This window comes from Serpentinimonas raichei, from assembly GCF_000828895.1.
In the GTDB taxonomy this organism is placed as follows: domain Bacteria; phylum Pseudomonadota; class Gammaproteobacteria; order Burkholderiales; family Burkholderiaceae_C; genus Serpentinimonas; species Serpentinimonas raichei.
Genome location: NZ_AP014568.1, coordinates 2257423 through 2275961 on the forward strand (window position 1 = coordinate 2257423; position 18539 = coordinate 2275961).

Genomic DNA, 18539 nt, shown 5'->3' on the forward strand with positions numbered 1-18539 from the left:
GGCCTGCGCCTGGCGCGCTAAAATCTGGCGCATAAAACGGCTTTCGGAGGATAGGCATTGCACTGGTATCTGGTCCACACCAAACCGCGCAAAGAGTTGTGCGCACTCGAGCACTTGGAGCGCCAAGGGTTTGACTGTTACTTGCCGCTGCTGCGCTCCGAAAAGCTGCGCCGCGCCGGCCTGCAAGCCTGCGACGAGCCCTTGTTTCCGCGTTATTTGTTCATTCAGTTGGGGCTCGATTTGCAAGCCCGCAGTTGGGGCCCGATCCGCTCCACCGTGGGGGTGAGCCGCTTGGTGGCGTTCGGCTCTGAGCCCGCCAAAGTGCCCGACGCACTGGTCGACCAGTTGCGCCTGCACGAGGCCCAGCTGCGCGGCCACGTGGTGCCGCTGTTTCAGCCCGGCCAGCGGGTGTGCATCACCCAAGGGCCGTTTGCGGGCCTCGAGGGGGTGTTCCAGATCGCCGAGGGCGAGCGTCGGGTGCTGGTGCTGATCGAAATGCTCTGCAAGCCGGTGTTGCTGCCGCTCGAACCCAGCGCGCTGCGCAAGGCCGGCTAGAGGGGCGGGCGGGGCGGGGCCGCACGCGCTTGCGCCACGCCTTGGTTGGCGAGGGCGTCGGCGCGCTCGTTGCCCGGGTCGCCGGTGTGGCCCCTGACCCAACGCCAGTCGATTGCGTGCCCGCCCTGCTGCACCAAGGCGTCGAGCTGCTGCCACAGATCGACGTTTTTGACGGGCTGGCGAGCCGCCGTTTTCCAGCCCCTGGCTTTCCAGCCCGGCAGCCATTCGGTGATGCCTTTGCGCACGTATTCGCTGTCGAGCCACAGCGTGACGCGGCACGGGCGCTTGAGCGCCTGCAAGGCCTCGATGACAGCGGTGAGTTCCATGCGGTTGTTGGTGGTCTGCGCCGCGCCGCCGCAGAGCGTTTTTTCAGCCCCCTCGGTGCGCAACAGCACGCCCCAGCCCCCAGGGCCCGGGTTGCCTTTGCAGGCGCCGTCGGTGTAGATGACGACCGATTTCATGCGGGCGATTGGTGCTCGTCGTCAAGCCGCGCGGGGCTGGCTTGACAGGCCACCGCCACCGGTGCGGCAGCGGCGGGTTTGGGCTTCCAGGCTGGCCCCAGCAAGCGCAGGCCACGCACCCGCTTGACGGCCACCATGCAATAGGCGTTGCCGAAAAAAGGCCAGTAGCGGGCACCGGCGCGCTCCATCCAACTCCAGCGCTGCAACCACAACTCCGACTGCAGCGCCGGCCGGTAACAGCCCATGCGGCACGACTCGACCTCCAGCCCCAGCAACTGCAGCCAGTCGCGCAGGCGCCGGTGCGCAATGAACTCGCCCGCCTCCGGCAAAAACGGCCGCGCCCAGCGTGGGCGTTGCAGCCCCAACCGAGCCAAGAGCCGCGCCCGCTGCTGGCGCAAACCCCACAGGCTCCACGGGTTGAGGCCACAGACCACCAAGCGGCCCTCGGGCAACAAGACCCGCTGCACCTCGCGCAGCACCGCGTGCGGGTCGGCGCTGAACTCCAGCGTATGCGGCAGCACGATCAAATCGAGGGTATTTTCAGAAAACGGCAGCGCGGCGGCGTGCGTCACCAAGGCCAGCTCGCGCCCGCCACTGGGCTGCAGCGGTGCCGCAGCGGCGCCTTGGTCGGCATGGCGCTCCAACGCCGAGGAGGGCTCGGGCTGTGCCAGCCAGCGCTTGGGGATGCGGTTGGCGCGCAAGGCATCGATCTGTGGCAAGCCCAGTTGCAAGGCATGGTAGCCAAAACAATCGGCCACCGCTTCATCACACCGCTCTTGCTCCCACGCCAGCAGGTAGCGCCCGGCCTCGCTGGCCAGCCACGCCGCCAGCTGCTGCCCGCCTGCATCCGATGCAGCCGGCTGCAGGGACGGCTCAGTGGTCAAGGGCTTCATCAACCACGGGCGACTGTGCCAGCACCGCCGCACGGATCATTTCGCGCATGGCTTTTTTCTCGGGAAAGCTCAGCGTGCGGCCCAAACCGCGCCGCACCCGCAGCAGCAGATGGCGGTCGGTCTCAGGCGGAACCCCTTGGCTGCTTTGCATTTCTTCGTACAGATCGAGCCGGGCATGCGGGGTTTCCTCGCGCCACCACTCGTCGATCACGTGTTGCACCTGCTCCAGCCACGCCCCATCGGGCTGCTGGTCGGCATGGGCGGGCTCGCCCAGCGCGGCACCGTGCTCGTGCTCTTGCTCAAATTCGCGCCGTTCCAGTTGCGCCAGCCGGGTCGGCATGAAACCCAGTCCCTCAGCCTGCCCGTCGTTCAGGGCCGCCCAAGCCGCCTCGTTGAGGCTGACGCGCCGATCGGCTTGCATCAGCAGCCGCGCCCAACTGGGGTCTTCGGCCATCAGGCGGCCAAAGTCTTGCGCCGAGGCGTCGGTCACCATCACCACCTTGAGTCCGCGCCACTGGGCTTCGTCGATGTAGGGGATGAGGCGCTCGTCGTCGCTGGCCAGCAGCGCCAAGGCGCAGCCACCCCGGCTCGCCAGTTGCGTCAGCTCCAAACCCAGCGTCCGCACCAGCGCGGCCCCACCATCGCTGGCGTGCGCCGGCACCATGCGCAGCACCACGTCGTCGAGCAGTTGGCTGGGTTGCTGGTCGGTGTAGAGGTAGCTGCGCAACAGCGCCGCATCGGCGCCACAAAGCCGCGCCAACTGCGAGAACACGGGCTGAAAAAGGTCTCGATGCAGCCCATCGCTGGGTGGATTGGGCTGCTGCTTGGCCAACCAGCTCAGGTAGCGCTCGTCGATCAAGGCCACGGCTTGGCCGAATTCGGCCCCGGCACCCGCCCCAAAAGCCGGGCGCAGGTGTGGCCTTTTGTTTAAGTGAAATTTGGTTTTCATAAGAGCCCTATAACTGCAATAAGGTAAAACGGCCCGGATGGGCCATCCGCTTGGGCAACTGCCTGCGATTTTGGCACGAAAGCGCGCCAAAGGTTCCCCTGCCGAACGGCCGCTCAGGGCCGGGTGGGCGGTGGTTGAGCTGGCGGCGCCGCCAGCAGCCACTCGATGCGCCTGAGCGCTTCGGTCGCCTGCTCGGCCTGCCCGCGCTGCTGCGCCACCGTGGCCTGCAAGCGCAGCCACGCCAGCAGGGGCCGGCGCCAGCCTTGGTCGGAGGCGGTCTGCACCACCAACGCCAGCGCCTCGGGGTCGAGCCGCTGCGCGCGCAGCCAGACGCTGGCGGCCACCAGGCGCGCCAGCGGGTCGTCGATGGCGCGCAGCAGCGCCGCCGCTTCCCCTGCGGCGGCCGGCTCCAGCAAGCGCCGCGCGGTGGGCCGGTGGGCCGCCGGCAACCACTCGATGTCGGCGGCCTGCGCTTGCCCGAGCAGGTAGCGGGCGTAGGCCTGCTCAGCCAAGCCGGCGTGGGGCAGCAGCGGCTGCGCTGCCAAGCAAGCGTCGGCCAAGTCAAGCGCGGCTTGTGCCACGGCACAGCGGGTCAGCGCCAGCCGCGCCATCTGGTCGGCACGCGCCGTGCGCTGAACGGACTCACGCGCACGCTGCCACTCCAGCTCGGCCACGCGCTGGCGGCCTTCCAGGTCGGCCCGAATGGCGCGCTGCTGCGCCGCGTGGGCTTCGATTTGCCAATCGGGCACGCGTGGCCCGGCCGCGCAACCCGCCAGCAGCAGCACCCCCAACAAAAGGGCACACAACAGCCCCCCATGCCAACGGATCTGCGCCTTGGGCGCAAGCGGTGCGGGCTGGGCAAGGCCAGCCGACCATTGTTGCTGCTGCATCAGGGCACCCTCAGTTCGGTGTCGCGCGCCAAAGGCCAGCGCCGGCTGAGCTCGCTGAGCAGGCCATCGATGCGGCGCAGATTGGCCTCCACCTCGACCCGCAACTGATCCAGATCCACCGTGGCGGCGCGCGTATTTTGCGCAATGCCTTGGGCCTCGACCAGCACCGCATCGACCTGTTGCAGCGACTGGCGCGCATCGGCCAGCAAGCCCTCGATTTGGCGCACCGCCGCCTGGGTGTCGGTCATCAGGCCATCGGCCCCAAACACGCGCTGGTCAGCATTTCCCACCAGCGATTCGGCCCGCTCCGCCACCGCCTCCAGGCGCCGCAGCAAGGCGTTGCTCTCGTCGACCACCTGCATGAAGCGGGCGCGGTCTTCGGGGTTGCCCACCAATACCCCGAGCGCACCTTGCGGCCCCACCAGCGTTTCGCTGGCGCGCTGCACGTTGCGCAAGCTGGCATTGAGCGGCGCCTGCTCGGCGGTCATGGTGCTGAGATTTTGCAGCAAATCGCGCACCTGGATCACCAGGCGCGGCAGGTCGGCCATGGCGTCGCCTTGGAGCACCCTGCGCTCGACGCCATCGAGCAGGGGCGGGTCTTCCAGCACCCCGGTGAAGGCGCGCAAGCGCGTCGCCCCCACCAGGCTGCGCTCGAGCGTAAACACGCTGCTCTCGCGCAACCAGTGGGCCTCGCTGCTGCGCACGTCGACCCAGATGCGCACCATGCCGTCGTCACCTAGCCCCACGCGGCGCACGCGCCCGATCGGAAATCCAGAGAAGGTCAGGTCCATGCCGATCGCCACCCCTTCGGAGTCGTCGGCAATCAGCACCAGCTCTTGGGTGGGCTCGAACGCACCGCGTGCGTACAACAAAAACAGCGCCGCCCCCAGCAGCAACGCCAGCATCAGCGCGAGCAAGGCCGCCGCCTTGAACTCGACGTGCTTGACGCGCGCCTGGCGGATGGTGCGTTCGACTGTGTCTTCGGTGCTCATGAGATCAAGCGTAGTTGCCCAATAGTGAAACCATCTGAATCAGCAGCAGCGCCAGAAACAGGCGCAGCAACAGCTGCAATTCGGTGCTGGCCCGCTGACTCGGGTCCACTGGATCGTACAGACTGGATGCCAGCGGCACCAGCGCCACGATGAGGGCAAAGAAAAAAGTCTTGAAAACGAAGATCAGCGTCACCTCGGGGCTGAAAACCCGCCCCACCAGGTGCGTGTACGGGTCGATGGCCCAGGGGCTAAAACCGTAAATGTTGACGTAGCCCAGCAACAGCGCCACCAGCGTGCTGACGGCCACCAGCGTCAGCACCGAAAAGATACCCGCCAAGGCGCGCGGCAGCACCAGCCAGTGCAGCGCGTCTTTGCCCTCGGCTTGCAGTTGCTCAAACGCCCCTTGGCGGCGCAGCGTCAAGATTTCTCCGGCTTGGCCAATGCTGCAGCGCAGCGCCACGAACAGCGCCGCCGCCAGCGGAATGAGCTCCAGCACCAACACCCGCACCACCATCTCGACCGCATACTGCGTCAGCCCCAAGCCGGTGGCCGTCACCACCACGATCCGGATCAGCACCACGCCAAACAGGGCCGACAAGGCGGTGAACCACAGCAGCACCGGCGCCGTGGCCTGGTAAATGTGCAAAGCCAACATCGGCCAGCGCTCGCGGCGGTAGCTCGCGGGCGAGACCGCCAACACCAAAATCACCGCCCCCAGGTGCACGATGCGCCACCAATTTAGGCACCAATGCAGCAGCCCGCGCCCCATGCCCGATCCCAGCGCGAAAAATTGCTTGAGCCACACCATAGGGCCGATCTTAGCGTGCGGCACACCGCGCCGCCATGGCTTTAGAGCGTGTCGTCTTGCTCGTCGAGCAGGCGCAGCCGACGGCTAAGGGTGGCGCGGGTCTGGCGGCGCGACAACAGCTTGGCTTGCGCGGCGGGCGGGAAATCGGTGAACTGGATCACGCCGCGCAGGATGAGGATGTCGATCAGGTCTTCGGTGACGCGCGCCACACCGCTGTCCGACAGGGCCAGATCGCGCTGTACCTGCTGCTCGGCCGATGGCGTCGGCCCGCGTTCTTCGTCGGGCAGCAGGGGCGGTGGCGGGCTCATGGGCGCACCCCCGGCAGGTCGGAGTGCACACTGCTTTGCAGCCTGAGCACCAGCTGCACCCGGTCGCGCACCCCCAGTTTGTCGAAAATGGCCCCCAAGTGGGCCTTGACCGTGCGCTCGGAAATGAACAACTGCTCGGCCACCTCTTTGTTGCTTTTGCCCAAGGCGACGGCGCGCGCCACTTGGGCCTCGCGCTCCGATAGGCCCGACAAGTCGCAGCCCGCTGCGCTGGCCGAGGCGGGGTTGCGCTGCACCAGCTCGCGGGTTGCCGCCACCAGCCGCTGCACCAGGCTGGGCCCCACCCACAGCCCACCGTGCACCACCACCTGCTGGACTTCGCGCAGCAGCTCCGGCACCGCTTGCAGGTGACAGTAACCGCGCGCCCCGGCATCGAGCGCGCGCAGGCCTTCGGCGTCTTCGGGCACGCTGCTGAGCACCACCACCAGAGACCCCGGTCGCTGCGCCAGCAATTCGGCGATGCGGTCCGGCCACTGCGGCTGGCTCACGGGGATCCAGACCGTATCGCCCGGGCGCACCCGCGCCAACAGATTGCCCCAAGTGGCCCACTGGCCATCGGCAAAGGCTTGCACCCAACGCTCTGAGGGCGTCGGCAAGGCGGTGCTGCTGGCCGTTGAATGCAGCAAAAAATAGGCTAGGCTCATGCGGTTCCTCGGCGTCTGGGGTCAGCGTTCGGAGAGGGCGTTTTCTTTGGCCCGCAACACCGGCTTGAGCAAGTAGCTCAAAATGGTGCGCTTGCCGGTCAGGATGTCGACTTGGGCCACCATCCCGGGGATGATGGGCAGGCCTTCACCCAACGAAGCCTCGCGGGTGCGCAGGCGCACGATGAAAAAGGCGTTGCCTTGCTCGTCGACCACGGTGTCGGCGCCGATGTGCTCGACATCGGCGCGCAGGCCGCCGTAGATGGCGAAGTCGTAGGCGGTGAACTTGACCATGGCCTCTAGGCCCGGGCGCAGGAAGCCGATGTCGCGCGGTGCAATGCGGGCCTCCAGAATCAGGGCGTCGTCGAGCGGCACGATTTCCACCACCTCGCGCCCGGGTTGCACCACCGCTCCCATGGTGGTGACGTGCAAGCGGCTGACGGTGCCGCGCAGGGGCGAGCGGATGTCGGCGCGCACCACCCGGTCTTCCAAGGCGCGCCCGCCTTCGACCAAGGCCGACAGGCGGTTCATGGTGTCGGAGAGTTCGGCGCTCATTTGATTGCGCGCCGTGAGCTGCACTTCTTCGATGCGGCGCTGGGCTTCGGTGATGGAGGCCAGTACGCGCGCAATCTGCGCCGCCGCCTGATCGCGCTCCCCCACGAGGCGCGAGACCTGTTGATCCAGCCGCAGCACCTCGACTTCAGACACCGCCCCACTGGCCACCAGCGGTCGCGTGGCGGCCAATTCGCGCTGCACCAGGCTCAGGCTGCTGGCGGCCGAGTCGCGCCGCGATTGGGCCTCGGTCAGCTCTTGCCGGCGCTGCAGCAACTGGCTCTGGGTGATGGAGATCTGGGCGCTGATTTCGGCCCGGCGCGACTCGAACAGGCTGCGCTCCTGGGCCACGATGGCCGGCGCTTCGCGCTCGAGCGCCACGGACGGGTTGAAGCTGCGGCCTTGGATGAGCGCGCGCAAGCGCTCGGCGCGCGCCTCCAGCGCCATTTGAGAGACGCGGGTTTCACCCAAGTTGGCCGCAAAGCGCGTCGGGTCCACGCGCAGCAGCACCTGATCGGCCTCCACCACCTGGCCTTCGCGCACCAAAATTTCGCTCACCACCCCGCCATCCACGCTTTGCACGATCTGCACCTGCTGGCTGGGCACCACGCGGGCCTCGCCGCGCGTGACCTGATCGACCTTGGCCACCGCCGCCCACAACACCAGCACCAGCACCAGCACGGCGCTCCAGCGCAGCAGCCGGCGCGCGCGCAAGGGCTCTTGCTGCAATTGGGCCCAGTCGGCGTCGGCGGCCCAATCGAGCGCCTCGCCATCGGGCTCATCGTCGCGCGCCAGGCGCTGCGCCAGCTTGCCAAACAAGGGCTTGCCCACGCGCGCTCCGGCCTCGGTGGCCTGACCGATGCGCTCGAAGGTTTTTTGCTCGAGTTTGCTCATCACGCAGCCTTTCCGATCCGGCCTTGGCGCAGCGCCTGGATGACCTGCTCTTTGGGGCCATCGGCCACGATGCGGCCGGCATCCATGACAATGATGCGTTCGACCAGATCGAGCAAGGAAGTTCGGTGGCTCACCAGCACCACGGTCTTGCCCAGCACGAACTGCTGCAAGCGCTTTTTGATGTCTTCCTCGCTCGAGTGGTCCATGGAGGAGGTGGGCTCGTCGAGCAGCAGAATGGGCGGGTCGTTGATCACCGCGCGGGCGATCGCCACCCCCTGGCGCTGGCCGCCCGAGAGCGACTCGCCGCGCTCGCCCACCAGCATATCGAAGCCCTGCGGGTGCTGGTTGACCAAATCCACGATGCCGCTGAGGGTGGCGGCCCTGAGCACGTCGGCGTCGTCGGCCAACGGCGCGCCCAGGGTGATGTTTTCGCGCAGGCTGCCGTAAAAAAGCATCACGTCTTGTTGCACGTAGCCGATGTGGCGGCGCAATTCGGCCGGGTCGAGCTGGCGCTGGTCGATGCCGTCGATCAGCACCGCGCCGCTGCTGGGCCGGTACAGGCCGAGGATGAGCTTTTCCAGCGTGGTTTTGCCCGAGCCGATGCGCCCCAAGATGGCCACGCGCTCGCCGGGTTGGATGCGAAAGCTGACGTTGCGCAGCGAGGCGTTGCTCTGGCCGGGGTAGCTAAACGAGACGTCTTTGAACTCGATCCCCCCCTGAATGTGGCCGCGGCTGATGAACTGCGCGCCATCGGGGCGTTCTACTTCGCGCTGCATCATCTCCTCGAGCGAGCTCAGGGCGGTGGCGGCGGTGTGGTACTGCACCAGCAAGCCGGCCACTTGGCCGATGGGGGCCATGGCGCGCGAGGCCAGCATGGAGCAGGCAATCAGACCACCCATGGTGAGCTCGCGCGCACCGATCAAATAAACCCCCAAGATGACGATCGCCACCGTGACCGCACCCTGCACAAAAGCCGCCGTGTGGCTGGCGCTGGCCGAGAGCAGCCGCAACTGCGCCCCGACGCGCGCCAACAGGGCGGCGCTTTGCTCCCACTTGCGCTGGATCGGGGCTTCGGCGGCGAGTGCTTTGAGGGTTTCGAAACCCACCAGACCCTCGATCAGGGTGGCGTTGCGCTGCGCGCTGGCGCGGTAGGTGGTTTCGGTGAGCGTGTGCATGCGCCCCTGCACCGCCAGCGCGTACAGCAACAACACCGCCGCGCCGATGAACAAGGGGATCAGCATCATGGGTGCGATCCAGCCGATCACGAGGAAGAAGATCAGCGCAAAAGGCAGATCGATGAAGGCCACCACGGTGGCCGAACCGATGAAGTCGCGCACCGACTCGAAGGCGCGCAGGTTGGAGGCAAAGGAGCCGGCCGAGGCCGGGCGCTGCTCCATGCGCATGCCCAGCACGCGCTCCATGATGAAGGCCGATAGCTTGACGTCGGCGCGGCTGCTGGCCAGATCGACGAAGCGGCTGCGCATGACCTTGAGCATCAGATCGCCCAGCACGATGATGAAAATCCCGGCCGAGAGCACCCACAGGGTGTCAAAGGCTTGGTTGGGCACCACGCGGTCGTAGACGTTCATCATGAACAGCGGCATCGCCACCGCGAACAGATTGGTCAGGAAGGCCGCCAACAGCACATCGCGGTACAGGCGCCGGTTTTCGGCGATAACGCCCCAGAACCAGTGCTCGCCGCGCACCTGCTTGACCGCCGGGCTGCGCGCGTCGTAGCGCGTGCGCGGTCGGGCATAAATCGCGCGGCCGCTGTAGCGCGCCTCGATCTGCGCCGTCGGCAGATCGAGTGCGGCCTCGCCGAGGTCGGGAAAAATCACGCGCACGCTGGCGCCGTCGGCGCTGCGCTCGAGCAGCACGCAGGCGCACTGTTCGTCGAGCAGCAGCACCGCGGGCAGCAGCTCAGCCTGCAGCCTGGCGATGGGCTGGCGCACCAGCTTGCTGCTCAGGCCGGCCCGGTGCGCGGCGCGCTCGAACAGCGACGGCGTCAGGCGCCCGTCGGGTGTGGGCAGGCCAGCCAAGGCGCCGTCGCGCGTCAGCGCCAAACCGTGCAGGCGCGCCAGCACGATCAGGCAGTGCAACAGGTCGTCGCGCTCAGGCGCTGCCGGCTGAGCGGGCAGCGGCAGGGCGGTGTCTGGGGTCATTGCTACTCCGTGATGGCCCGAACGCCACGGCATCCCTGACACCGCGCGCAGCGAGACCGACAGTCCTTGACTTCAATCAAGCCGCAGTGTAGCGCAAAGCGGCATCGATTGATAAAAACGCAATCTCGGCGGCCTTCCCGGTCGCACCCCCCGCTGCGTTCAATTGGCCATCAGCGCGGCCGGCTCATCGCTTTCGATCACCTGCTGCGCCCAAGCGCGCAGCTTGCGCGTATCGGCACGCAAAATCTGCTGCTTGACCGCCAGTATCTGGCTTGGGTGCATGGAAAAACTGCGCAGCCCCAGCCCCAGCAGCAGCCGCGTCATGGTGGCGTCACCGGCCATTTCGCCGCATACACTGACCGGCTTGTTCTGTGCCCGGCACTCGGCAATGGTGCTCGCCACCAGTTGCAGCACCGCCGGGTGCAGCGGGTCGTACAGGTGCGCCACGCTTTCGTCCACGCGGTCGATCGCCAGCGTGTACTGGATCAGGTCGTTGGTGCCGATCGAGAAAAAATCGAAGTGCTTCAAAAACAAGCGCAACGCCAGCGCCGCAGCGGGGATTTCGATCATCGCGCCCAGCCGCACCGGGCCATAGACGGCGGCACGGGCATCGAGCTGCGTCCGCGCCTTGGCCAACAAGGCCTTGACTTGCTGCACCTCGCGCAGATGCGCCAGCATCGGGATCAGCAGATTCACCTTGCCGTGCGCAGCGGCGCGCAACACAGCACGCAACTGCGTCAGGAACATGGCCGGCTCCGACAGGCTCCAGCGGATCGCGCGCAGCCCCAGCGCCGGGTTCAGGTGCTCGTCGCGGCTGCTGCGGTTGAGCGGCTTGTCGGCCCCGATATCGACGCTGCGTATCGTCACCGGCAACCCGTGCATGCCCTCCACGGCGGCGCAGTAGGCGGCGTACTGTTCCTCCTCGTCGGGTAACTTGCCACGGCCCATGAACAAAAACTCGGTGCGAAACAAGCCCACACCGACCGCGCTCACCGCCAGCGCGGGCAGGGTGTCCGAGGGCTGTTCGATGTTGGCCAGCAACTCGATGCGTTCGCCGTCGAGCGTGACCGCGGGGGTGTTTTTGATGCGCGACAAGCGCTGGCGTTCGACTTCGCCCTGGCGCTGCTTGAAGCCGTATTCGGCCAGCACGATGTCTGAAGGGTTGACGATCAGCACCCCGGCGTCGCCGTCGATCACCACCCAATCGTCCTGGCGCACCAGCTGGCTGGCGCCACGAGCGCCCACCACGGCCGGGATGTCCATGCTGCGCGCCACGATGGCGGTGTGGCTGGTCTTGCCGCCCACGTCGGTGGCAAAGCCGACGAAGACGCTGCGCTTGAACTGCAAGGTGTCGGCCGGCGAGAGGTCGTGCGCAACCAACACCAGCGGGTCTTCCATGCCATGCCCCCCCTTGGCGCTTTCGCCTTCAAGGCGGTTGCTCGGGGCCAGCATCGGGGCCGTGGCCCCGTTCATGCTGCGCAGCAGCCGCTCGGTGATTTGCTCCAGATCGGCCTTGCGTTCGCGCAGATAGGGGTCTTCCATTTCGTCGAACTGTTTGGCCACCAGTTCGAGCTGCGAGGTGAGCGCCCACTCGGCGTTGTAGTGGCGCTCTTGCACAAAGTGCGTGACGCCTTCTTGCAACTGCACGTCTTGCAGCAGCATCAGGTGCACATCGAGCAAGGCGGTGAGCTCTGGATGCGCCTCCATGCTGGCGGTTTCCTGCAGACCGCGCTGCACCTGCTCGATTTCGGCGATCACCGCATCGCGCGCCTGGCGCAGGCGGCGCAGTTCCTCGCGCACCTGTTCCGGCCCAATGAAGTAATGCGCCACGTCGATGCGGCTGGAAGCCACCAGCACCGCGCGCCCGATGGCGATGCCCCGCGAGACCGCTTGCCCGTGTACGCTAAAGGTCATTGTCCCTCTCCAAACTTGTCGTCGATCAGCGCCAGCAGCGCCTGCATGGCGGCTTGCTCGTCGGGGCCGTCGGTTTCGATTTCGACCTGCGATCCCATGCCCGCGGCCAGCATCATCACGCCCATGATGCTCTTGGCGTTGATGCGCCGCCCGCCCCGGCTCATCCACACCTCGCATGGGTACTGGCCTGCCAGCTTGGTCAGCTTGGCCGAGGCGCGGGCGTGCAGCCCGAGTTTATTGCTGATGGTCGCGGTGGTTTTGAGCATGGGATGGGTCTGGGGTCGGGCGCTGCAGCGCCTGAGCGGGGATGTTGGGCAGCGCCATCACGCCCAAGGTGCCGCCCTGCAGCGCGCGTGCACACAGGGCCTCGAGGGGTTCGTGGCGGTACGAGACGGCGCGCAGCAACATCGGCAGATTGACGCCAGCCAGCAGCCGCGTGCGCACCCCGTCGGCCACCTGGCTGGCCACGTTGCAGGGCGTCGCCCCCACGATGTCGGCCAACAGCAGATGCGACCTGGTTCCGTGGCGCCGCAGCAGCAACTGCAGTTGCGCCAGGCTTTCCTCGGGCGCTTGCTGCGCCGCCACATCGAGCGCCTGCAGGCAGTCGTCGGCGTCGGGGAAGACGTGCAGCACGCACTGGCGCAGCGCCGAGGCGAGCGGCGCGTGGGCAATGACGATGATGCCGTTCATGGCTGCGATTATGCGGCCCAGCGGGGCCAGCTTTTCCCCCTGAAGCGCTGGGTGACTCTGAACTTTGTGCTGCCTTTCGAGCCCAATCGCGCTACATTATGCGAATACCTATAAGCAACCTGTGCGCTCCGACTGGGAGCAGCGGCTGGCGCTGGTCTGCGCGATTTAGGCGATCCGTTGATTGAAGGGTTTTTCACCATGCAACCTGCATCCGAACCACATCTAAACCGGCGCCGGTTTCAGCTTGGCTTGGCCGCTGCAACTGCGCTCGGGCTGAGTGGTTGCGCTAGCGGAAACCAAGTGCCGCCGTCGCGCTTTCTGCTGCTCGACGGCAGCACGCTGAGCGAGGCCGACCTGCGCGGCCAAGTCACGCTGGTCAACTTCTGGGCCACTTCGTGCGTGTCCTGCGTGCGCAAAATGCCCGATTTGGTGGCCACCTACCTCAAGTACCGCGAGCGCGGCTTCGAGACCATTGCGGTGGCGATGAGCTTCGACCCACCGGCCATGGTGGCCAATTTTGCGCAAACGCGCCAATTGCCTTTCAAGGTCGCACTAGACAGCACCGGCGCCTTGGCGCGTGATTGGGGCGAGGTGCGCCTGACACCCACCACCTTTGTGGTGGACCGGCAGGCGCGCATCGCCAAGCGCTACCTGGGGCCGATCGACCCCGCTGCGCTCAACGCCTTCATCGAAGGCTTGCTGGCCTAGGGCGGCTCTGCAAAACCCGCGCCGAGCGCTGTTTTTAATCGCGGAAATTGTCGTGGCAGGCCTTGCAAGAGGCGGCGGTCTCGCCAAAGGCGCGCCGCACCGCATCGAGGTTGTTGGTCATCGCGGCGGCATTGAGGGCGGTGAGCGCACGCGCTGTGTCTTGGGCCGCAGCGTCAAAGCGGGCGCGCTCGGTCCAGACCACTGCCTTGGCCCTGCTTGGCAAGCCTTGCGTTTCGGGCGTAAAACCAGCCCACGGCAGGCGCGACAGCATCATGACGACGGCCATGTTTTGTTGCAGCACAGCCGCGTCGAAAGGCACGCGCCCATTGGCCATGGCCCCTACGCGGCCAAAGTGGTGGCCCATGACCTCAAAAGCCCCTTGGCGGTAGTCAACTGCATCTTGGGGGGTGCGAAACTGGGCCTGCGCGGCACCGGTGGCGGTTAACAGCGCGGCAGCGATCAGCGCGACGGGAAACTTCATCTGACATTCCTCTTGGTGGTGAAAAAACGGGCGTGGTTTACCGCGTAAGCGGACAGCGATTCAGTTTATGCACGTATCATTGCCGGCTGGTTACAGGGCCTCTTGTCCGACTGTTTCGCATAGTTATTTGGGAGGGTTGCGCGGATGCACCGAATTCGAGTTTGGGACGGGCCCACGCGGCTCTTTCACTGGTCTTTGATGCTGGCGGTGATCGGACTGATCACCACTGGCAACGTGGGCGGGCTGTGGATGGAGTGGCACATCTGGCTGGGCTACTTCGTGCTCTCCCTGCTGCTGTTTCGCCTGTTCTGGGGTGTGGTGGGCGGATACTGGTCGCGCTTTGCCAGCTTTGCCTATGCGCCCAGGTCGATCTGGGCCTATTTGCGCGGGCGCAGCCCGACGCTGCACCGCGTTGGGCACAACCCCTTGGGGGCGCTGTCGGTGTTTGCGCTGCTGCTGGCGCTGCTGCTGCAGGTGCTCAGCGGCCTGCTCACCGACGACGCCATCTTTTACGCTGGCCCTTGGGTGGCGTGGGCCAGCCCGGAGTGGGTGGACCGCGCCAGCGACTACCACGACGAAGTGGGCAAGCTGCTGCTGATCGGTTTGGTGGCACTGCACCTGCTGGCGCTGCTGTATTACAAGCTGGTCAAGCGCGAGGCGCTGGTGTCGGCCATGCTCACCGGAGACAAGCTGCTGCCCAAGCCCGCACCGTCGAGCCGCGACGGTGCCGCCCAATGGGCGCTGGCGGCGGGCTGCTACGCCTTGGCAGCGGGCTTGAGCTACGTGCTGGTGAACTGGGCGCCGGCTTAGGCTTTGATCTGCGCCAGCAAGGTGTCGGCGTCCGAGACCTCGAACTTGCCCGGGCCTTCGACGTTGAGCACCTTGACCACCCCGTCTTGCAGCAGCATCGAGTAGCGGTTGCTGCGCAGCCCCAAGCCGCGCCCGCTTAGGTCGAGCGTCAGGCCGGTGGCGCGCGCCAACGCGGCGTCGCCGTCGGCCAGCAGGCGAATTTTGCCGGCCGTGCCTTGCTCGCGCGCCCACGCCCCCATCACGAACACATCGTTGACGCTCACGCACCAGATTTCATCGACCCCGGCGGCCTTGAAATCGGCGCAGCGCTGGATGTAGCCGGGCAGGTGATTGACCGAACAAGTGGGTGTAAAAGCGCCCGGCACTGCAAACAGGGCAATGGTCTTGCCCGCCAGGGCGGCCTCGGTATCGACCTTGTTGGGGCCGATGCTGCAGCCCTCGCCCTCTTGCTCAACAAACTCCATCAGGGTGGTGGCGGGAAGGCGGTCTCCAACTTTGATCATGTGTGCACTCCTAGGCAGAAACAAAAAAACCAACCGGCATTGTCGGTTGGTTTTTCTGCCGGGCCTAAGGCCAGAAGCAAAAGGCTTACACCAAGTCGGCTTTTTGCACCAAACGGGTCGCAACCCAGTTCTTGGTTTTCGACAGCGGGCGGCTCTCGGTGATCTCGATCACGTCGCCGAGGTGGAAATCACCGTTTTCATCGTGCGCGTGGTACTTGCTCGACTTGATCACGATCTTGTCGTAGAGCTCGTGTTTGACGCGGCGCTCGACCAACACCGTGACGGTTTTGGCGCGCTTGTCGCTCACCACTTTGCCGATCAGGGTGCGCTTGAGGGATGAGGTGGCACTGGTTTGGGCTTCACTCATGGTTCACTCCTTGGTGGCCGAAGCGCGTTTTTGCGCCAAGATGGTCTTGGCACGGGCGATCGCGCGCCGGGTTTCACCCAGCGTGGCGGTGTTGTTGAGTTGTTGCGTGGCTTTTTGCATGCGCAAATTGAAATGCGCTTTTTGCAGCGATTTCACTTCGGCTTGCAGGGCGGCTTCGTCTTTTTGACGCAGTTCGGCGGTATTCATGGGGTGCTCCTGATTACTGGCCCAACATGCGGGTCACGAAGGTGGTGCGCAGCGGCAGCTTAGCGGCTGCGAGCAAGAAGGCTTCCCGAGCCAATTGCTCGGGTACGCCCACGATCTCGTACAGCACCTTGCCGGGCTGAATTTCGGCCACGTAGTACTCGACCGCGCCCTTGCCGTTGCCCATGCGGACTTCGGCTGGCTTTTTGGAGATCGGCTTGTCGGGGAAGACGCGAATCCAGACCCGGCCACCGCGCTTGACGTGGCGCGAAATGGCCCGGCGAGCGGACTCGATCTGGCGAGCCGTCAGACGGCCACGATCTGTGGACTTCAGGCCGAAATCGCCAAAGGCCACGGTAGCGCCACTGGTGGCGATGCCCGTGTTGCGGCCTTTTTGTTCTTTACGGTATTTACGGCGTGCAGGTTGCAACATGATTGAATTTCTCCTTAGGCCTGCGGTTTGGCGCCGCCATCGGCAGGGGCACCAGCGGCACGGCGTGGCGCTCCGGCACCGGAACCGGCACCACGACCGCCGCGGCTATCGGGTCGGCCATCAGGACGGCCGTCGCGGCGCGGGCCACGGGGTGGACGGCGCTCGTCGTCGGGGCGCGGGGTGCTGTCGAGCGTGGGCGCATCGCTGCGGCCCAGGTTGTCGCCCTTATAGACCCAGACCTTGACGCCGATCACACCATAGGTGGTCTTGGCTTCCGAGGTGCCGTAGTCGATGTCGGCGCGCAGCGTGTGCAGCGGCACCCGGCCTTCGCGGTACCACTCGGTGCGGGCGATTTCGATGCCGTTCAGGCGCCCAGCCGACATGATCTTGATGCCTTGGGCACCCAGACGCATGGCGTTTTGCATGGCGCGCTTCATGGCGCGGCGAAACATGATGCGCTTTTCGAGCTGCTGCGTGATCGAGTCGGCGATCAGCTTGGCATCGACTTCGGGCTTGCGCACTTCTTCGATGTTGACCGCCACCGGCACGCCCAGCTTGGCAGCCAGTTCTTTTTTCAGCTTCTCGATGTCCTCGCCTTTTTTGCCGATCACCACACCCGGGCGCGCCGAGTAGATGGTGATGCGGGCGTTTTTGGCCGGGCGTTCGATCACGACGCGCGAGACGGCGGCGTTTTTCAGCTTGGCTTTGAGGTACTCGCGCACCTTGATGTCTTCGGCCAGCATGCCGGCAAAGTTGCGCTCGCTGGCGTACCAGCGGCTGGCCCAGTTGCGGCTCACCGAGAGGCGAAAACCGGTCGGATGGATTTTTTGTCCCATGGCTAGTCCTGTCGGTTTAGGTGCCCACCGTCACGTAGATGTGACAGGTCGGTTTGCTGATGCGGTTGCCGCGGCCTTTGGCGCGCGCCGAAAAACGCTTGAGCGTGGTGCCTTGTTCGACGTAGATGGTCTTGACCTTGAGCTCGTCGATGTCGGCCCCGTCGTTGTGCTCGGCGTTGGCGATGGCCGAGTCGAGCGCCTTCTTGACGATGCCAGCGGCCTTCTTCTGCGTGAAGTTCAGAATGTGCAGCGCCTGATCGACTTTTTTGCCTCGAATCAGGTCGGCCACCAGGCGGCCCTTGTCCACCGAGAGGCGGACGCCGCGAACGATTGCGCGTGTTTCCATGGTGTGTGTCCTTACTTCTTGGCTTTCTTGTCGCCGGGGTGACCCTTGAAGGTGCGCGTGAGCGAGAACTCGCCCAGTTTGTGGCCCACCATCTGGTCGGTGATATAGACCGGCACGTGCTGCTTGCCGTTGTGCACGGCGATCGTCAGCCCGATGAAGTCGGGCAGGATCATGGAGCGGCGCGACCAGGTTTTGACCGGCTTTTTGTCTTTGGTAGCAACGGCCTTTTCGACCTTGGCCATCAGGTGATGGTCAACGAAGGGGCCTTTTTTGAGTGAGCGCGTCATGTCGTCAGCTCCTTACTTCTTGCGCCGCGAGACGACCATGGTCTGCGTGCGACGGTTGTTGCGGGTGCGGTAACCTTTGGTCAGGTTGCCCCACGGATCAACCGGCGGCATACCGGTGCCGGTGCGGCCCTCACCACCACCGTGCGGGTGGTCGATCGGGTTCATGGCGACGCCGCGCACGGTTGGGCGGATGCCCATGTGGCGTTTGACGCCAGCCTTGCCGAGTTGGCGCAGGCTGTGTTCGGGGTTCGAGACTTCACCGATGGTGGCGCGGCAATCGACGTGCACCTTGCGCACCTCGCCGGAGCGCACCCGCACCTGGGCATAGACGCCTTCGCGTGCCAGCAGCACCGCCGAGGCACCCGCTGAACGGGCGATTTGCGCGCCCTTGCCAGGCAGCATTTCGATGCAGTGAATGGTCGAACCGACTGGAATGTTGCGGATCGGCAGCGTGTTGCCGACGCGAATCGGCGACTCCGGGCCCGACAGCAGCGTGGCCCCCACGGCCACGCCACGCGGCGCGATCACGTAGCGGCGCTCGCCATCGGCGTAGCACAGCAGGGCGATGTGGGCGCTGCGGTTCGGGTCGTATTCGAGGCGCTCGACCTTGGCCGGAATGGCGTCTTTGTTGCGCACGAAATCGACCACACGGTAGTGGTGCTTGTTGCCGCCGCCCCGGTGGCGCACGGTGATGTGGCCGTTGTTGTTGCGGCCGGCCTTCTGGAACTTGGGCTCCAGCAGCGGCGCGTAGCCCTCACCCTTGTGCAGGGTTTCGCGTGTGACCTTGACCATGCCCCGGCGGCCGGGGGAGGTCGGTTTCATCTTGATGACTGCCAT

24 protein-coding genes and 1 pseudogene are annotated in these 18539 nt (G+C 65.9%); 3 read left to right on the forward strand and 22 right to left on the reverse strand.

The window, feature by feature from the left end; translation table 11 throughout:
* The first annotated feature begins 57 nt into the window (after positions 1 to 57).
* Positions 58 to 555 carry a transcription/translation regulatory transformer protein RfaH gene (rfaH, locus tag SRAA_RS10485; RefSeq protein ID WP_045532588.1) on the forward strand — a complete coding sequence of 166 codons (498 nt, stop codon included), beginning with the start codon at positions 58 to 60 and terminating at the stop codon, positions 553 to 555.
* On the opposite strand, the gene rnhA is transcribed toward rfaH, so the two are convergent.
* From rnhA to SRAA_RS10550, 13 genes are all read right to left on the reverse strand, one after another.
* On the reverse strand, positions 552 to 1016 hold the full coding sequence (rnhA, locus tag SRAA_RS10490; RefSeq protein WP_045532590.1) for a ribonuclease HI: 465 nt from the start codon (positions 1014 to 1016) through the stop codon (positions 552 to 554). The genes rfaH and rnhA overlap by 4 nt on opposite strands.
* The gene (locus SRAA_RS10495; protein ID WP_045533738.1) at positions 1013 to 1846 is read right to left on the reverse strand and encodes a class I SAM-dependent methyltransferase; all 834 of its coding nucleotides are present in this window, start codon (positions 1844 to 1846) and stop codon (positions 1013 to 1015) included. The genes rnhA and SRAA_RS10495 overlap by 4 nt, the downstream gene beginning before the upstream one ends.
* A 43-nt stretch (positions 1847 to 1889) precedes the next feature.
* Entirely contained in the window at positions 1890 to 2858 is a 969-nt protein-coding gene (locus SRAA_RS10500; RefSeq protein WP_045532592.1) for a hypothetical protein, read from the reverse strand.
* A 113-nt stretch (positions 2859 to 2971) separates the two neighbouring features.
* Positions 2972 to 3748, reverse strand: coding sequence for a hypothetical protein (locus SRAA_RS10505; RefSeq protein WP_231849283.1), 777 nt, complete (start codon positions 3746 to 3748; stop codon positions 2972 to 2974).
* Positions 3748 to 4740, reverse strand: a complete 993-nt coding sequence (locus SRAA_RS10510; RefSeq protein ID WP_045532594.1) for an MlaD family protein — start codon at positions 4738 to 4740, stop codon at positions 3748 to 3750. The genes SRAA_RS10505 and SRAA_RS10510 overlap by 1 nt, the downstream gene beginning before the upstream one ends.
* 4 nt (positions 4741 to 4744) lie before the next feature.
* Positions 4745 to 5548 carry an MlaE family ABC transporter permease gene (locus SRAA_RS10515; protein WP_045532595.1) on the reverse strand — a complete coding sequence of 268 codons (804 nt, stop codon included), beginning with the start codon at positions 5546 to 5548 and terminating at the stop codon, positions 4745 to 4747.
* 41 nt (positions 5549 to 5589) lie between these two features.
* Positions 5590 to 5856, reverse strand: a complete 267-nt coding sequence (locus SRAA_RS10520) for a hypothetical protein (protein WP_052467561.1) — start codon at positions 5854 to 5856, stop codon at positions 5590 to 5592.
* Positions 5853 to 6518 (reverse strand): response regulator transcription factor, encoded by a 666-nt coding sequence (locus tag SRAA_RS10525; protein ID WP_045532597.1) that lies wholly within the window; start codon positions 6516 to 6518, stop codon positions 5853 to 5855. Before SRAA_RS10525 ends, SRAA_RS10520 begins: the two co-directional genes overlap by 4 nt.
* Before the next feature lie 21 nt (positions 6519 to 6539).
* Positions 6540 to 7961: an HlyD family type I secretion periplasmic adaptor subunit gene (locus tag SRAA_RS10530; protein ID WP_171820243.1), complete on the reverse strand. Its 1422-nt coding sequence runs from the start codon at positions 7959 to 7961 to the stop codon at positions 6540 to 6542.
* Positions 7961 to 10123 (reverse strand): type I secretion system permease/ATPase, encoded by a 2163-nt coding sequence (locus tag SRAA_RS10535; protein WP_045532599.1) that lies wholly within the window; start codon positions 10121 to 10123, stop codon positions 7961 to 7963. The genes SRAA_RS10530 and SRAA_RS10535 overlap by 1 nt, the downstream gene beginning before the upstream one ends.
* A gap of 159 nt (positions 10124 to 10282) precedes the next feature.
* Entirely contained in the window at positions 10283 to 12037 is a 1755-nt protein-coding gene (gene ptsP, locus SRAA_RS10540; protein WP_045532600.1) for a phosphoenolpyruvate--protein phosphotransferase, read from the reverse strand.
* A complete protein-coding gene (locus SRAA_RS10545; RefSeq protein WP_045532602.1) occupies positions 12034 to 12303 on the reverse strand; it encodes an HPr family phosphocarrier protein in 270 nt (89 codons plus the stop codon). Before SRAA_RS10545 ends, ptsP begins: the two co-directional genes overlap by 4 nt.
* Complete coding sequence (locus SRAA_RS10550) at positions 12272 to 12727, reverse strand: PTS sugar transporter subunit IIA (protein WP_045532604.1); 456 nt, start codon at positions 12725 to 12727, stop codon at positions 12272 to 12274. The genes SRAA_RS10545 and SRAA_RS10550 overlap by 32 nt, the downstream gene beginning before the upstream one ends.
* Positions 12728 to 13027: 300 nt before the next feature.
* On the opposite strand from SRAA_RS10550, the gene SRAA_RS10555 reads away from it, so the two are divergent.
* Positions 13028 to 13435: a TlpA disulfide reductase family protein gene (locus SRAA_RS10555; protein WP_338056365.1), complete on the forward strand. Its 408-nt coding sequence runs from the start codon at positions 13028 to 13030 to the stop codon at positions 13433 to 13435.
* A 34-nt stretch (positions 13436 to 13469) separates the two neighbouring features.
* Here SRAA_RS10555 and SRAA_RS10560 read toward each other — a convergent pair whose 3' ends face one another.
* Complete coding sequence (locus tag SRAA_RS10560; RefSeq protein WP_045532606.1) at positions 13470 to 13916, reverse strand: c-type cytochrome; 447 nt, start codon at positions 13914 to 13916, stop codon at positions 13470 to 13472.
* Positions 13917 to 14060: 144 nt separating this feature from the next.
* Between SRAA_RS10560 and SRAA_RS10565 the strand changes: the two genes are divergently transcribed.
* Complete coding sequence (locus SRAA_RS10565) at positions 14061 to 14726, forward strand: cytochrome b/b6 domain-containing protein (protein ID WP_045532608.1); 666 nt, start codon at positions 14061 to 14063, stop codon at positions 14724 to 14726.
* Here the strand turns inward: SRAA_RS10565 and SRAA_RS10570 are convergent.
* The 8 genes and pseudogenes from SRAA_RS10570 to rplB form a co-directional block, all read right to left on the reverse strand.
* On the reverse strand, positions 14723 to 15229 hold the full coding sequence (locus SRAA_RS10570) for a peroxiredoxin (protein WP_045532610.1): 507 nt from the start codon (positions 15227 to 15229) through the stop codon (positions 14723 to 14725). The genes SRAA_RS10565 and SRAA_RS10570 overlap by 4 nt on opposite strands.
* A gap of 85 nt (positions 15230 to 15314) precedes the next feature.
* Positions 15315 to 15596 carry a 30S ribosomal protein S17 gene (rpsQ, locus tag SRAA_RS10575; protein ID WP_045532612.1) on the reverse strand — a complete coding sequence of 94 codons (282 nt, stop codon included), beginning with the start codon at positions 15594 to 15596 and terminating at the stop codon, positions 15315 to 15317.
* A 3-nt stretch (positions 15597 to 15599) separates the two neighbouring features.
* Positions 15600 to 15803, reverse strand: coding sequence for a 50S ribosomal protein L29 (rpmC, locus tag SRAA_RS10580; protein WP_045532613.1), 204 nt, complete (start codon positions 15801 to 15803; stop codon positions 15600 to 15602).
* 13 nt (positions 15804 to 15816) lie between these two features.
* Entirely contained in the window at positions 15817 to 16233 is a 417-nt protein-coding gene (gene rplP / locus SRAA_RS10585) for a 50S ribosomal protein L16 (RefSeq protein WP_029463323.1), read from the reverse strand.
* Positions 16234 to 16256: 23 nt separating this feature from the next.
* Positions 16257 to 17069 (reverse strand): annotated as a pseudogene (rpsC, locus tag SRAA_RS10590) (30S ribosomal protein S3); the annotation flags it as partial.
* Positions 17070 to 17085: 16 nt separating this feature from the next.
* Positions 17086 to 17415: a 50S ribosomal protein L22 gene (gene rplV, locus SRAA_RS10595; protein ID WP_029463321.1), complete on the reverse strand. Its 330-nt coding sequence runs from the start codon at positions 17413 to 17415 to the stop codon at positions 17086 to 17088.
* A gap of 11 nt (positions 17416 to 17426) precedes the next feature.
* A complete protein-coding gene (rpsS, locus tag SRAA_RS10600; RefSeq protein WP_029463320.1) occupies positions 17427 to 17702 on the reverse strand; it encodes a 30S ribosomal protein S19 in 276 nt (91 codons plus the stop codon).
* 12 nt (positions 17703 to 17714) lie between these two features.
* Positions 17715 to 18539, reverse strand: a complete 825-nt coding sequence (gene rplB, locus SRAA_RS10605; protein WP_029463319.1) for a 50S ribosomal protein L2 — start codon at positions 18537 to 18539, stop codon at positions 17715 to 17717.